The 13,859-nt window shown below is 35.0% G+C and carries 12 protein-coding genes; 8 read left to right on the plus strand and 4 right to left on the minus strand.

The annotated features are described in order from the left end of the window. Positions 1-297 precede the first annotated feature (297 nt). Both HX004_RS08675 and can read left to right on the plus strand, forming a co-directional pair. Positions 298-936 carry a carbonic anhydrase family protein gene (locus tag HX004_RS08675; protein ID WP_286442087.1) on the plus strand — a complete coding sequence of 213 codons (639 nt, stop codon included), beginning with the start codon at positions 298-300 and terminating at the stop codon, positions 934-936. An 11-nt stretch (positions 937-947) separates the two neighbouring features. Then, the gene (gene can, locus HX004_RS08680) at positions 948-1,598 is read left to right on the plus strand and encodes a carbonate dehydratase (protein WP_286442088.1); all 651 of its coding nucleotides are present in this window, start codon (positions 948-950) and stop codon (positions 1,596-1,598) included. On the opposite strand, the gene HX004_RS08685 is transcribed toward can, so the two are convergent. The 3 genes from HX004_RS08685 to HX004_RS08695 all read right to left on the minus strand — a co-directional run bounded on the left by HX004_RS08685 (position 1,595) and on the right by HX004_RS08695 (position 6,865). Continuing rightward, on the minus strand, positions 1,595-2,743 hold the full coding sequence (locus HX004_RS08685) for an LETM1-related biofilm-associated protein (RefSeq protein WP_286442089.1): 1,149 nt from the start codon (positions 2,741-2,743) through the stop codon (positions 1,595-1,597). The genes can and HX004_RS08685 overlap by 4 nt on opposite strands. A gap of 53 nt (positions 2,744-2,796) precedes the next feature. Then, positions 2,797-4,161, minus strand: a complete 1,365-nt coding sequence (rimK, locus tag HX004_RS08690; RefSeq protein WP_286442090.1) for a 30S ribosomal protein S6--L-glutamate ligase — start codon at positions 4,159-4,161, stop codon at positions 2,797-2,799. A gap of 145 nt (positions 4,162-4,306) precedes the next feature. Further along, positions 4,307-6,865, minus strand: coding sequence for an ATP-dependent Clp protease ATP-binding subunit (locus tag HX004_RS08695; protein WP_286442091.1), 2,559 nt, complete (start codon positions 6,863-6,865; stop codon positions 4,307-4,309). 125 nt (positions 6,866-6,990) lie between these two features. Here HX004_RS08695 and HX004_RS08700 point away from each other — a divergent pair, with 125 nt between their 5' ends. Then, the gene (locus HX004_RS08700; RefSeq protein ID WP_286442092.1) at positions 6,991-7,296 is read left to right on the plus strand and encodes a hypothetical protein; all 306 of its coding nucleotides are present in this window, start codon (positions 6,991-6,993) and stop codon (positions 7,294-7,296) included. A gap of 621 nt (positions 7,297-7,917) precedes the next feature. On the opposite strand, the gene HX004_RS08705 is transcribed toward HX004_RS08700, so the two are convergent. Then, complete coding sequence (locus HX004_RS08705; RefSeq protein WP_286442093.1) at positions 7,918-8,352, minus strand: helix-turn-helix domain-containing protein; 435 nt, start codon at positions 8,350-8,352, stop codon at positions 7,918-7,920. A 303-nt stretch (positions 8,353-8,655) separates the two neighbouring features. Between HX004_RS08705 and HX004_RS08710 the strand changes: the two genes are divergently transcribed. The 5 genes from HX004_RS08710 to hutH all read left to right on the plus strand — a co-directional run bounded on the left by HX004_RS08710 (position 8,656) and on the right by hutH (position 13,807). Further along, a complete protein-coding gene (locus tag HX004_RS08710) occupies positions 8,656-9,810 on the plus strand; it encodes a M14 family metallopeptidase (protein WP_286442094.1) in 1,155 nt (384 codons plus the stop codon). A 90-nt stretch (positions 9,811-9,900) separates the two neighbouring features. Further along, positions 9,901-10,380, plus strand: a complete 480-nt coding sequence (locus tag HX004_RS08715; RefSeq protein ID WP_002985664.1) for an Lrp/AsnC family transcriptional regulator — start codon at positions 9,901-9,903, stop codon at positions 10,378-10,380. An 81-nt stretch (positions 10,381-10,461) separates the two neighbouring features. After that, the gene (locus HX004_RS08720) at positions 10,462-11,475 is read left to right on the plus strand and encodes a metal-dependent hydrolase (RefSeq protein ID WP_286442096.1); all 1,014 of its coding nucleotides are present in this window, start codon (positions 10,462-10,464) and stop codon (positions 11,473-11,475) included. Positions 11,476-11,508: 33 nt separating this feature from the next. Beyond that, positions 11,509-12,276: a peroxide stress protein YaaA gene (yaaA, locus tag HX004_RS08725; protein ID WP_286442098.1), complete on the plus strand. Its 768-nt coding sequence runs from the start codon at positions 11,509-11,511 to the stop codon at positions 12,274-12,276. 28 nt (positions 12,277-12,304) lie between these two features. After that, a complete protein-coding gene (gene hutH / locus HX004_RS08730) occupies positions 12,305-13,807 on the plus strand; it encodes a histidine ammonia-lyase (RefSeq protein ID WP_286442099.1) in 1,503 nt (500 codons plus the stop codon). The last annotated feature ends 52 nt before the right edge of the window (positions 13,808-13,859 follow it).

Below are 13,859 nucleotides of genomic sequence, written 5' to 3' on the forward strand. Positions count from 1 at the left end.
ATCAGTTCAAATTTTTCCTCCTATGAAATTCTTTGCAAATGTATCAACTATTTTTTAAACTAAACAAATTTTACTCTTTTTTATATTCCTCTTAACGATTATGTGATTTTTACTAATCCCAAGCAAATACACCTTTTAATGAATTAGATATGAAACATAAGAGTGTGTAAAATACTTAAAAACTGTTAGTTTTTTTTTAAATCAGTAAAAATATAGAGATTTATTGCTTTATTTGCATTTTAAAAGCCATTTTTGGTTACATTTGTTTCGAATTATTATCGTATTAATCGCGTAAAAATGAGACTACATAATATAGACGATCAAAAGTCAATGACTCCGCAGATGGCGCTGTCTTTTTTAAAAGAAGGAAACCAACGCTTTGTTGAAAACCTGAAAGCCCATGCTAATTTATTGGAGCAAGTAAACGAAACCAAAGAAAGTCAATTTCCCTTTGCTATTATTCTTAGTTGTATTGATAGCCGTACTTCAGCTGAATTAATCTTTGATCAAGGCTTAGGTGATGTGTTTAGTACGCGTATCGCTGGAAATGTATTGAATGAAGATATCATCGGTTCAATGGAATTTGCTTGTAAATTAGCTGGTTCTAAATTAATCGTAGTATTGGGGCATTCCCATTGTGGTGCTATTACAGGAGCTTGTAAAGAGGTTAAATTAGGACATTTAAGCAATTTATTGTCTAAAGTTGAGCCTGCAGTAGAGCACGTAAAGAAATATTATCCTGATTTAGATATCAAATCCAAAGAAGGAGTAGATATGGTCGCATTCTATAATGTAGAATATACCATTAACCATATTCTAACTAAGAGTAATGTACTTTGTGACATGTATGAAAAAGGGGAAATCGGTATCGTTGGAGCCTTTTATAAAGTGGAAACAGGGGAAGTAGATTTCGTAAAAGAAATGTTTGTTGAATAAAAAGAGAAGTTTTGAAACACAACGAATTTTACAAAAAAATATTAGAGAATAACAAAGCTTGGGTAGAAGAAAAACTGGCTATCAATCCAGAGTATTTCAAACGACTTTGCCATAGACAAACGCCTCCTGTTTTATGGATCGGTTGTTCGGATAGTCGCGTGCCAGCGAATGAGATTATTGGAGCCGAACCCGGTGATGTATTTGTACACCGAAATATCGCTAATATGGTGATTCACTCGGATATGAATATGTTAAGCGTACTCGATTATGCCGTTAACATCTTAAAAGTAACCAACATCATTGTATGTGGACATTATGGATGTGGAGGTGTAGAGGCGGCGATGAAAAATGAGTCTTATGGCTTAATTGATAACTGGATTAGACACATCAAAACAGTATATCGCTTGCATAATGTGGAATTAGATGAAATTGAAGATACAACTGAACGATTCAATCGCTTCGTTGAGTTGAATGTACAAGAACAAGTGTACGATTTAGCTAAAACATCTATCGTACAAGGTGCTTGGGCAAGAAATCAAGACCTAAGTATACATGGATGGGTTTACGGTCTAAATTCTGGTTATGTAACAGATTTAGAAGTAAACGTTACAAGTAATCAGGATCTTGATGAAGTATATCAGCTTCGCTTTAAAAAGATTTAGACCTCCGAATCCAAATTCTCATTAAATGAGGAAGGTAGGAGGGATGGAATAAATTTTAAAATTATAGGAAGTAATACGGTACCGCCAGGTAATAAGAATATTGCAAGAGAAGGAATTGTTTTAATCACCTCAAGGGTTTGTTTCTTAATCAATTTCTTTTCTTGTATATCTAAATTTCGATGGGTTGAATCGATCAGCAACTGCATCAATTGCTTATTCTTCTGAATCTCCTTTAAAATACGCCCTTTATTTCGACTCACTAAAAATTCAACGTAATTCGTCGAATTGTTAATCATATTGTTGAATAAATTGGACGATTTTAAATAGACATAATTGTAGTCATTTTGTTGCACGAATAACATAAAACAAGTTCGACTATCTTCAATTTGTGCAGGAGTGAATGCCAACCTACTGAAAGGTTCAACAGAACAATTGGGCAACTCCAATGCCTTGGTTTCATTGTTCCAAGAACTGCACATCACCAGGTCCAACAACAAACTCGATTCTAAATAGGAAGATTGTACTTCCATGATTTCATCAATGCTAAAATCATTGGGATTGTCTAATAAGTAAACTTCTGCATTTTTCTGACGTTGGGTGTGATTCAAGATAGATTGAATCAAATCTTCCAAGTAAACATGGTATAAATTGGGGTGAATTTGTCCTGCTAAATAGGTTTCAAACGTTAAGAGATAAATGGATAAAACCAGTAAATTCAACACTATATTATTGCTCTTGGATTGGGAAAAAAAGTTCTCTTTCCATTTAATAGCAAAAAGATGTTCTAAACGGGCATAGGTGTTTTTATCCTCGAATAGACTCGTAAAAAAATTTGTTTTATGAGGAACAAATAGCTGGTAAAAATCCAATAATCGACTGATGAACTCATCGGTTGTATGCGTAGGATACTTGAAAAAGTAAATTTTTTCCAATAGCTGTAAAAAGCAGATTTTAGCAAATTCTTCTTGGGTGTACTTAAAAGTCGTATAAATTTCAGGAAATCCGTTAGCGTTTATTTGACCAAAGCTAAAGCCTATTGTTCTAATTTCGTGGGCTAATTCTGTTGTATTTGTTGCCTTGAAAATAGCGTATTTGTCTTGCTCAGCGAAGTATTTTCTTATCCAGCCAGTTGTTGATGGGTTCATAAATACAAGGTGCGTTTATAATGAAGGTAAGAAATAGCACGAATGCTATTTCCTTACCATTTAACTTGTTTTTCGATTGCTTTAATCATTTCAGAGGCAATGTCTTTATTTGTAGCCCCTTCAATACCTTCTAATCCAGGTGAAGAGTTTACTTCCAATAATAAAGGTCCTTTTGCTGAACGGATGATATCAACACCAGCTACTTTTAAATTCATTGCTTTTGCTGCGCGAATCGCAATGCGTTTTTCTTCTGGAGTTACTTTAATGATAGAAGCTGTACCTCCTAAGTGAATATTGGCTCTGAATTCTCCTGGAACAGCTTCACGTTGAATAGCAGCCACAACTTTGCCATCTACTACAAAACAACGAATGTCTTTTCCGTTCGCCTCTTTGATGAATTCTTGTACTAATATGTTGGCATTTAAACTCTTAAATGCGTTAATTACACTTTCTGCAGCTTTTTTTGTTTCAGCTAATACCACTCCTTTTCCTTGAGTTCCCTCTAATAATTTGACAATTAACGGACTTCCTCCAACCATTTTGATCAAATCATTGGTGTCTAAAGGAGAATTAGCAAATCCCGTTGTAGGAATGTCAATGCCGTGATTTAGAAGTAATTGCAAAGAAAATAATTTGTCTCTTGACTGCGCAATTGCTGCTGCACTGTTTAAACTGTAAACCTTGAGTGACTCAAAATGACGCGTCAACGCACAACCATAGTAGGTCATACTTGGTCGTATACGAGGAATTACTGCATCGAAATCATTCAATACTCGACCTCCTCTATAGTGAATCTCAGGTTGATTTGCATCTAATTTCATATAGCAGTATTTTAGATTTAAAAAGTGCATTTCATGCCCTCTTAATTCACCTGCTTCGATAATGCGTTTGTTGCTGTATAATTCAGGATTACTTGCTAATAACCCTATTCTTAAACCACTTTTCTCTTCTTTGGGTTTGTTGTAATATTCATCTAGTTTTTCTACAGTCGGCTGACCTAATAAGAAGTGTTTTTCAGGATCAACTAAAATACGTCCTCCCATGGCTTCTCTTCCCAATAGCATGCGATACCCCATAGAGTCTCTATTGGTTAAGGTTAACTCGATGTCCCACGCAGTCTCTCCGAAACCAAGTATGGTTCGAATCACATAGCGAGATTCTCTAGAGCCACTAGAACTTTTGACAATTCTTTTATCCACTACTTTGGCCTCACAATGTATAATTGTTTTACCGTTATTTTGTAAGGGATTTACATCAAACTTGACCCATTTTTCACCTTCTTTTTCAAAAGGACTGATATTTACTGCATGCAAAGCAGAAGTCTTTGCTCCAGAGTCTACACGAGCTTTTATCGCAGGGATATTTAATGTAGAGAAAGAACACCATTCTTCACTACCAACAATGAGTTTATCTACCATTCTATTTAATTATTCAATCGCGAAAGTACTACTTTAAAGCAATTGCTATGATGTAATAAAGATAAAAAAATAAAAAATAACGTTTAAATAACATGTGTATTATCTTTAGTCCTATTCCTACTAAGGCTTAAAAAGGAAAAACCTGCTAATTAGCAGGTTTTTTTGTTTTTATTTTAATAAGTAAAGCCTCTCCTTTTTCGTCTTTCGGTGCATCCAACGTAATGGTGTCACCTACGGTTAATTTGGCATTTACGATTTCTTCGGCAATTGGATCTTCAATATACTTCTGAATCGCTCGTTTTAATGGGCGAGCTCCATATTGTTTGTCGAAACCTTTTTCTGCAATAAAATTCTTCGCTTTGTCTGTTAGGTTTAACTTATATCCTAAGTCGTCAATGCGTTGGAATAATTTAGCCAATTCAATGTCAATAATAGCGTGGATGTGCTCTTTCTCTAAAGAGTTGAATACCACGATATCATCAATTCGGTTTAAGAATTCTGGAGCAAAGGCTTTTTTCAATGCGCTTTCAATTACAGATTTGCTGTGCTGATCCGTTTGTTCCTTGCGAGCCTGTGTACCAAAACCAACACCTTGACCGAAATCCTTTAATTGGCGAACACCAATATTGGAAGTCATTACAATGATGGTATTTCGGAAATCGACTTTGCGTCCTAAGCTATCTGTTAAATGACCATCGTCTAAAACTTGTAACAACATATTAAAGATGTCTGGGTGTGCTTTTTCAATTTCATCAAATAGGATAACGCTATATGGTTTTCTGCGGATTTTCTCTGTCAATTGACCTCCTTCTTCATATCCAACATAACCCGGAGGTGCCCCAATTAAACGAGATAAAGCAAATTTCTCCATGTATTCACTCATGTCAATGCGAATTAAGGCATCTTCTGAGTCAAAAAGCTCTTTCGCAATAACTTTGGCCAATTGCGTTTTACCAACACCAGTTTGACCTAAGAAGATAAAGGATCCAATCGGTTTGTTCGGATCTTTTAATCCCGCGCGGTTGCGCTGAATCGCTTTGGCTATTTTGCCAACGGCTTCGTCTTGGCCAATTACTTTTCCCTTGATAATAGCAGGAAGATTCGCCAATTTCGTTATTTCTTTTTCTGCAATTCGATTTACTGGAATTCCCGTCATCATGGATACAACGTCTGCAACATCGTCTTCGGAGATGAGAATGCGATTGTCTTTAACCTCTTTTTCCCAAGCTTCTTGCGCAATCTCCAATTCCTTCTCGATGGTTTTTTCCTTGTCTCTTAAATTTGCCGCCTCTTCATATTTTTGTTTTTGAACCATTAGATTCTTATTCTCGCGAACATCTTCTAACTCTTGTTCTAAACTCAGTATGTTTTGAGGTACATTGATATTGGTAATGTGTACACGTGATCCTACTTCATCCAATGCATCAATTGCTTTGTCTGGTAAAAAGCGATCTGTCATGTAACGGTTCGTCAACTTTACACAAGCTTCAATTGCCTCATCCGTATAACTTACGTTGTGGTGGCTTTCGTATTTGTCTTTGATATTGTGTAAAATAGTAATAGTCTCATCTACTGAAGTAGGCTCTACTAATACTTTTTGAAAACGACGTTCTAAAGCACCATCTTTTTCAATATGCTGTCTAAACTCATCTAGTGTAGTCGCGCCTATACATTGGATTTCTCCTCTTGCTAAAGCAGGTTTGAACATATTAGATGCATCCAGTGAGCCGGTTGCTCCACCTGCACCAACAATGGTGTGGATTTCATCAATGAACAAAATGATGTCTGTGTTTTTTTCTAACTCATTCATCACCGCTTTCATGCGCTCCTCAAACTGACCTCTGTATTTTGTTCCTGCAACTAAGCTCGCTAAATCTAACGTCACGACGCGTTTGTTGAATAAAACACGAGAAACTTTCTTCTGAATAATTTTTAAAGCCAACCCTTCTGCTATGGCCGATTTACCAACTCCTGGTTCACCGATTAACAATGGGTTGTTTTTCTTTCTTCGACTCAGAATTTGTGAAACGCGCTCAATTTCTTTCTCACGACCAACAACAGGATCTAGTTTTCCCTCAATTGCCATTTCTGTTAAATCTCTACCAAAATTGTCTAAAACTGGCGTTTTACTCTTTTTATTTGGTGGAGTTGATTGGGTGTCAGACTTTTTACTGCTAGAACTGTCATTTTGTCCTGATTCTTCAAAAGTCTCTGCTTTTGGACTGTGGAAGATATCTTCACTATCCGATTCTTTTGCTTCTTCAGAAAGAAATTCTACATAATATTTCTTTACATTTTCGTAATCCACATTCATTTTATTGAGGATTTGAGTAATAGGATCTTCATTGTTCTTTAAAATACACAAAAGCAAATGCGCAGATGTTACTTCTATATTCTTGAATACCTTTACTTCTAAGTAGGTTAAACGCAAAGCGCGCTCCGCTTGTTTGGTAAGATATAGTGATCCCTTCTCGTTTACTGCTGTCTTTGTCGCTGAATAAGGTGTTAAATTCTCAACTTTATGTCGTAAAAAATCAATGTCTACTTCTAAATTTTGGAGAATTGTTGACGCTTCACCTTGCTCAATTCTCAATAAGGCTAACAAAAAGTGCTCAGTTCCTATAAAATCATGACCTAGACGTAATGCCTCGTCCTTGCTAAAGGAAATAACATCTTTTATTTCTTGTGAAAAATTTTCGTCCATATTAACTGAATTTAGGTGATTATTTGTTTGATACATGAACTAAGGCAAAAAGTATACCTAGTTGGTAGAAGTTGCCCTTCTGTCATACGCTAATTGACAAAAAAAAACTGGTATATAAAAATATTATGGATTCTTTTTTTATTGGAAAGGGGAAAAGGGAACATGTAGGGGCAAATGGCAATTTGCCCGTTACCCTGGATAATAATTGGAAAAAAGAATACGTAGGGGCAAATGGCAATTTGCCCGTTATCCTGAATAATAATTGGAAAAAAGAATACGTAGGGGCAAATGGCAATTTGCCCGTTATCCTGAATAATAATTGGAAAAAAGAATACGTAGGGGCAAATGGCAATTTGCCTGTTATCCTGAATAATAATTGGAAAAAGGGAATACGCAGAGGCAAATGGCAATTTGCCCGTTATCCTGAATAATAATTGGAAAAAAGAATACGCAGAGGCAAATGGCAATTTGCCTGTTATCCTGAATAATAATTGGAAAAAAGAATACGTAGGGGCAAATGGCAATTTGCCTGTTATCCTGAATAATAATTGGAAAAAGGGAATACGCAGAGGCAAATGGCAATTTGCCTGTTATCCTGAATAATAATTGGAAAAAGGGAATACGTAGGGGCAAATGGCAATTTGCCTGTTATCCTGAATAATAATTGGAAAAAGGGAACATGTAGGGGCAAATGGCAATTTGCCCGTTACCCTGAATAATAATTGGAAAAAGGGAATACGTAGGGGCAAATGGCAATTTGCCCGTTACCCTGAATAATAATTGGAAAAGGGAATACGTAGGGGCAAATGGCAATTTGCCCGTTATCCTGAATAATAATTGGAAAAGGGAATACGTAGGGGCAAATGGCAATTTGCCCGTTACCCTGAATAATAATTGGAAAAGAGAATACGTAGGGGCAAATGGCAATTTGCCATCAAGTGAAATTTATTTATTCAGATGTTATTTTTTATAAAAGACTAATTTTTATTTGTAAATAATGTAATTTATGTTTTTAGAGAAAACTAAATAATGTTTTTTTATTTAAATATTTTTTATCTAGGCTTGTATGTGATAAAAGTTCCGTCCTTGTAAAACACGACAATTTGTTCGATGTCTGTTGATGTGAAAAAATCGGGAATTGGTTTTGGAGAAATAACCTCTTTTTTTGCCTCTGAAACGGCAGGGGTAAGTAGGGGATTTTGAGGTTCAACTTGACTTCCGTTTGAAAATAAATCTACTGATTTGGAGGTGAAAATCTCCTGTTTTTTTTCACCCGAGAAGGAGCCAATTCCCTTGATTAACCACTCGAGATTTAGTTCAGGAAATGTATCGTTTATCTTTAAAATAAAATCCAAGCTTGCCTTATTTCTACCAGATAAAATATGAGATAAACTCGAGCGTTGAACGCCAATTTTGTCCGCAAAAGCTGAGGCAGATAGTTCGAAATGCTCAAGTAAAAATTCCAATCGGTTTACAAAATTTTCCATGGATACAAATGTATATTTTTAAGTCGAATAGTTTACAAATGTAACAAAAATAATGAATTAACAAATGTATACAACGAAATTTAGCGAGTGCTGTATTGTAGTTTAAGTTTAAGTGATAGATACTAAAAGATTGATAATTAAATCAAAACAAGTTTTATTCTAGTTTTGTAAAATCTTAGAGTATTCATTGGAAAAGAGTCGGTGTAAATTGTTGACAATTGTAAAATAAAAAAAGAAAATCAATGTTTACAAATGTAAAAAATGAAATGTTTACATTTGTAATATTGTAAACAGAACCAGAGAATGAACGAACAACAACTAGCGATAGCTTATCAAGTACCAACTATTTCAGGACGCTATATAACCAATGAAAAGATAGCTAATTTTCTTATCGACTTAAAGGATTACTTTAAGGTTGAGGTGGTAGGGAAATCAGTAGAAAATCGATCCATTTATGCTGTGCAATTTGGACAGGGGAAAACGAAGATTTTGATGTGGTCTCAGATGCATGGAAATGAATCGACAACAACAAAAGCGGTAGTAGATTTACTTCACTATTTAAATGAATCTCAAACGGAAAAAATCGCCGAATGGAGTAAGCAATTTACGCTTACAATTGTTCCGATTTTAAATCCAGATGGGGCGCATTATTACACAAGAGTGAATGCAAATCAAGTGGATTTGAATCGAGATTCTGTAGAGTTAAGTCAACCTGAAAGTAAATTATTGCGTCAATTATTGGAGGAAATACAACCTGATTTTGCTTTTAATTTACATGATCAACGCAGTATTTTTGGAGTAGGTGACACGGGAAAATCAGCAGCAATATCATTTTTGGCACCTGCTTTTAATGCAGAAAGAGAGATGAATGAGACTCGAAAAAAGGCTGTTCAGTTGATTGTGGCTATGAATGAAGTGGTGCAAGAAATGGCTCCTGGACATATAGGGCGTTTTGATGATGCATTTAATTTGAATTGTATTGGTGATTATGCACAAGCTATGGGGATTCCTACTATATTAATAGAGGCTGGGCATTGGGGGATTGATTATCAAAGGGAAAATACAAGAGCACTAGTCTGTGCGAGCTTGTTGCGCGTGTTGGATGTTTTGGCAGAAACGAATAGATATAAGGAGTATGCTTTGGATGCTTATTTTTCACTTCCTGAGAATACAAAGAGTTTCTGTGATGTTCAATTGAAAAGTATAATACTACCTACTTTAGAAAGAAAATTTCTAGCGAAAATTCAATATAAAGAGGTATTAACGGATGGAAGTGTTAAATTTTGTCCTATTATTGTGGATATTGATGAAAAAGGAAGTAAATTTGGGCATACATTAATAGAAAAAGATTGTATTTTGAAATCTTTCATTGAAGAGCCAAAGCAAATTTTAGATCAAAATTTTGAGGATGTTGTAGCGTTATCAGGTGAAGAGGTTAATTATTTATTAAAAAAATAGGTATAATTGCTATTTTTTGAATAAATAAGATTTTTTTTTATTATTATTGTACTGAAATATAGATTTAGAATTAACATAAATAATTGATTTATGAGTAAGTTTCGTTTAGATGAAATCGACCACCAGATCTTAGATATGCTGATCGATAATACGAGAGTACCTTTTACAGATATCGCTAAGAAATTATTAATTTCAGCAGGTACGGTTCACGTACGTGTGAAAAAAATGGAAGATGCTGGAATTATCCAAGGTTCTTCGTTGACACTTGATTATGAAAAATTAGGATATGCATTTATTGCTTATATCGGAATATTTTTACATAATACTTCGCAAACTAAGTTTGTTTTAGAGCGTATTAATGAAATTCCATACGTGACAGTTGCTCACGTAACTACTGGTAAATTCAACGTGTTCTGTAAAATTAGAGCGAAAAATACACGTCATGCCAAAGAAGTTATCTATATGATTGACGATATTGATGGAGTGTACAGAACAGAGTCAATGATTTCTTTGGAAGAAAGTATCAATGACAAAAAACGATTAATGCATACAATTTTTAAAGAATTGTAGTCAATTTTTTAAAAAAGTAAATGAATAAAAAACTGCCTTTGTGCAGTTTTTTTTTATATTCGTTTTTTATATTATTAAAAAATGGATTCGCTGACTCAAATTGTTTTAGGTGGTGCTGTGGGAAATGCACTTTTAGGAGAGAAGTTAAAGAATAAGGCTGTTTTATATGGTGCTATTGCAGGAACTATTCCTGATTTAGACGTTTTGGCCATCTTTTTTACTGATCCAATAAGTGCTTTGGAATTCCATCGTGGATTTACACATTCTATATTATTTGCCATTTTAGGCGCTTTCCTTTTTGGATTTCTGCTGTACTGGTTTGAAAAGAAAAAAGGAGTAACCTATGAAGAGGGCGTTTGGCTCTTCTTTTGGGGGTTCTTTACACATGCTGCGTTAGATGTTTTTACAACTTGGGGGACGCGCGTCTTATGGCCTTTGGATTATTCTTTTGCCTTTAAATCGATTTTCGTTATTGATCCTCTTTATACCTTGCCTTTTTTGTTTTTTCTCCTTCGATCAATGCGAGAAAAAACCAATATGAAGCGTCGATTGTACTTGAATCGTTTAGGACTTTATGTTAGTAGTGCTTATCTAGGACTTACGCTATTGCTTAAGGCGGTTGCTTTTTACAGTTTTACGGGGGCCTTAGACAAGCAACATATCGCTTATAATGCAATGTCGGTGAAACCTACTATTATGAATACTATTCTGTGGACTGCCATTGTGGAAACAAAAGATGATTTTCTAATTGGAGAGTATTCCTTCTTTGGTTCGAATCCTATTGAGTTTAAAAAATATCCGAAGAATAGAGAGGTTATCGGTAGTTTAGAAAAACACTATTTAATTCATCGTTTGGTTCGGCTTTCTGAGGGGTACTATACATTTTCTGAAGTGAATAATGAGATTTATTTCAACGATCTGCGTTTTGGTGTATTAAAAGAAGAAGGTGAAGAGGTGCAATTTGCTTTTAGTTACAAATTTTTCATTGATGAAAAAGGAGAGTTGGGGGTCAAAGAAGTAAAAAAAGATAAACGCGATGGAGTTAAATTGTTGAAATCTATTGGGCGAAAGATTTTTGGATTGAAAGAAGATTAAGCGAAGAATGGCTATATTTGAAAAAAAAATAAGATGAAGATAGTTGTGTCACCTGCTAAGAGCTTGGATTATAATACAAAAGTGCCTTTTACAGCTAATACAGAGCCTTTATTTGTAAAAGAAAGCAAGATAATCAATGCTGTGTTGAAAGAAAAAACACCAGTGGAGTTGATGGAGTTAATGAAAATCTCAAGTAATTTAGCGGAGTTAAATTGGCAAAGAAATCAAGAGAGAATCTACAAGAAAACTAAAAAAAACGAAGCAGATTTTAGGCAGGCGGTTTATGCTTTTAGTGGAGATGTTTATGTGGGGCTAGATGCTTATTCACTGTCAGAAAATAAAATCGCGCGTTTGCAGGAGTCTTTGCGTATTTTATCTGGACTATACGGGATTTTGCGTCCGCTGGATGAAATTGAGCCGTATCGCTTGGAAATGGGAACTAAAATGTCGATTGGAGATAAATCGAGTCTACCTGCTTTTTGGAAGCCCATTATTGTCGATTACTTGAATAAGGAGATGGTTGAGGGTGAGGTTCTGGTGAATCTAGCGAGTAATGAATATTTTAGCGCTATCGATCAGAAAAAGTTAAAAGCCTCTATTGTAGTTCCTGAGTTTAAGGAATTGAGAGAGGGGAAATTAAAGACGATTAGTTTTTACGCAAAAAAAGCAAGGGGAATGATGGTGCGTTATATTATAGATAATGACATTCAAGATGTGGAAGGACTGAAGAAATTTAATTTAGAGGGATATGCATGGAGTGAAGGTGAGTCTACCCCAAATAATTTGATATTTACAAGATAATAAATAAAAGAATAGAGCCAATAAAATTATGGAAACAGTACATTATATAAGTTCAGATGTATTTACAATTGAAAAATTAAATGAGATTATTACGCAAAATCAAAAGTTGGATATCTCAGAAGAAGCACGTGCGAATATTGTAAATTGTCGTGCTTATCTGGACAATAAAATGGAAACGCAAAAAGACCCAATCTATGGAATTAATACTGGATTTGGATCTTTGTGTAATGTCAAAATTAACGATAATGATTTAACGAAATTACAAGAGAATTTGATGAAATCTCATGCTTGTGGTACAGGTGAAATTGTACCAGAAGAGATTGTGAAAATCATGTTGTTGTTGAAAGTGAAGTCGTTGAGTTACGGTAATTCTGGGGTTCAATTAGAGACTGTAGAGCGATTAGTAGATTTCTTTAATCACGATATTTTACCCGTAGTATATACGCAAGGTTCTTTAGGGGCATCTGGAGATTTAGCGCCTTTGGCTCACTTAACTTTACCGTTGATTGGAGAAGGAGAAGTGATGTATGAAGGATTTAGACAACCAGCTAGCAAAGTGTTAGAAAAAATGGGGTGGGCGCCGATTCAACTGAAATCAAAAGAAGGGCTGGCTTTGTTGAATGGAACGCAATTCATGAGTGCATACGGGTGTTATGTGATGATTAAATCAAAGAAAATGTCTTATCTGGCAGATTTAATCGGTGCAGTTTCTTTAGAGGGGTTTGATGGAAGAATTGAGCCATTTAATGAATTGATTCACCATGTTAGACCACACCGTGGACAAATTGAAACTGCTTCTTTCTTTAACGAGGTGTTAGAAGGGTCAGAATTAATTTCACGTCCTAAAGAGCACGTTCAAGATCCTTATTCATTTAGATGTATTCCGCAGGTGCATGGAGCTTCAAAAGACACAATCGAATATGTTGGGAAAGTGTTTAAAACAGAAATTAATTCAGTAACGGATAATCCAAATGTGTTTTATAAAGACGATTTAGTAGTGTCTGGAGGGAACTTCCATGGACAACCTTTGGCGTTAGCATTTGATTTTCTCGGAATTGCATTGGCTGAATTAGGGAATATCTCTGAAAGACGTACTTATCAGTTGATTTCAGGTTTAAGAGGATTGCCTGCTTTCTTGGTTTCGAATCCAGGATTAGATTCGGGTTTTATGATTCCTCAATATACAGCAGCGAGTATTGTAAGTCAAAATAAACATTTAGCAAACCCAACGAGTACGGATAGTATTGTTTCGAGTAATGGACAAGAAGATCACGTAAGTATGGGGGCAAATGGGGCTACTAAAACGTTGCGTATTATTGATAATTTAGAACGTATTTTAGCAATTGAATTATTTAATGCTGCTCAAGCTTTAGATTTTAGACGACCTGCTAAATCAAGTGAATTTATTGAGTCGTTTATTAAATCATACCGCGAAGAAGTGCCTTTTGTTTCTGAAGATCGCATCTTGCATTATGACATTGAAAAAACAATTGCATTTTTAGGAAGTTTTCAAATCGATTTAGAAGAATAATAAGGTTGTTTTAAAACCATTGATATAAAAGCTACATCTTTTTTTTAAAAAG

The organism is Myroides sp. 1354, assembly GCF_030324495.1.
Lineage (GTDB): Bacteria > Bacteroidota > Bacteroidia > Flavobacteriales > Flavobacteriaceae > Flavobacterium.

Bases quoted from the DNA above. Each gene is read 5' to 3' on its own strand.
- HX004_RS08675 (WP_286442087.1), top strand. From the start codon at position 298: ATGAGACTACATAATATAGACGATCAAAAGTCAATGACTCCGCAGATG.
- HX004_RS08685 (WP_286442089.1), bottom strand. From the start codon at position 2,743: ATGAACCCATCAACAACTGGCTGGATAAGAAAATACTTCGCTGAGCAA.
- rimK (WP_286442090.1), bottom strand. From the start codon at position 4,161: ATGGTAGATAAACTCATTGTTGGTAGTGAAGAATGGTGTTCTTTCTCT.
- HX004_RS08695 (WP_286442091.1), bottom strand. From the start codon at position 6,865: ATGGACGAAAATTTTTCACAAGAAATAAAAGATGTTATTTCCTTTAGC.
- HX004_RS08700 (WP_286442092.1), top strand. From the start codon at position 6,991: ATGGATTCTTTTTTTATTGGAAAGGGGAAAAGGGAACATGTAGGGGCA.
- HX004_RS08705 (WP_286442093.1), bottom strand. From the start codon at position 8,352: ATGGAAAATTTTGTAAACCGATTGGAATTTTTACTTGAGCATTTCGAA.
- HX004_RS08710 (WP_286442094.1), top strand. From the start codon at position 8,656: ATGAACGAACAACAACTAGCGATAGCTTATCAAGTACCAACTATTTCA.
- HX004_RS08715 (WP_002985664.1), top strand. From the start codon at position 9,901: ATGAGTAAGTTTCGTTTAGATGAAATCGACCACCAGATCTTAGATATG.
- HX004_RS08720 (WP_286442096.1), top strand. From the start codon at position 10,462: ATGGATTCGCTGACTCAAATTGTTTTAGGTGGTGCTGTGGGAAATGCA.
- yaaA (WP_286442098.1), top strand. From the start codon at position 11,509: ATGAAGATAGTTGTGTCACCTGCTAAGAGCTTGGATTATAATACAAAA.
- hutH (WP_286442099.1), top strand. From the start codon at position 12,305: ATGGAAACAGTACATTATATAAGTTCAGATGTATTTACAATTGAAAAA.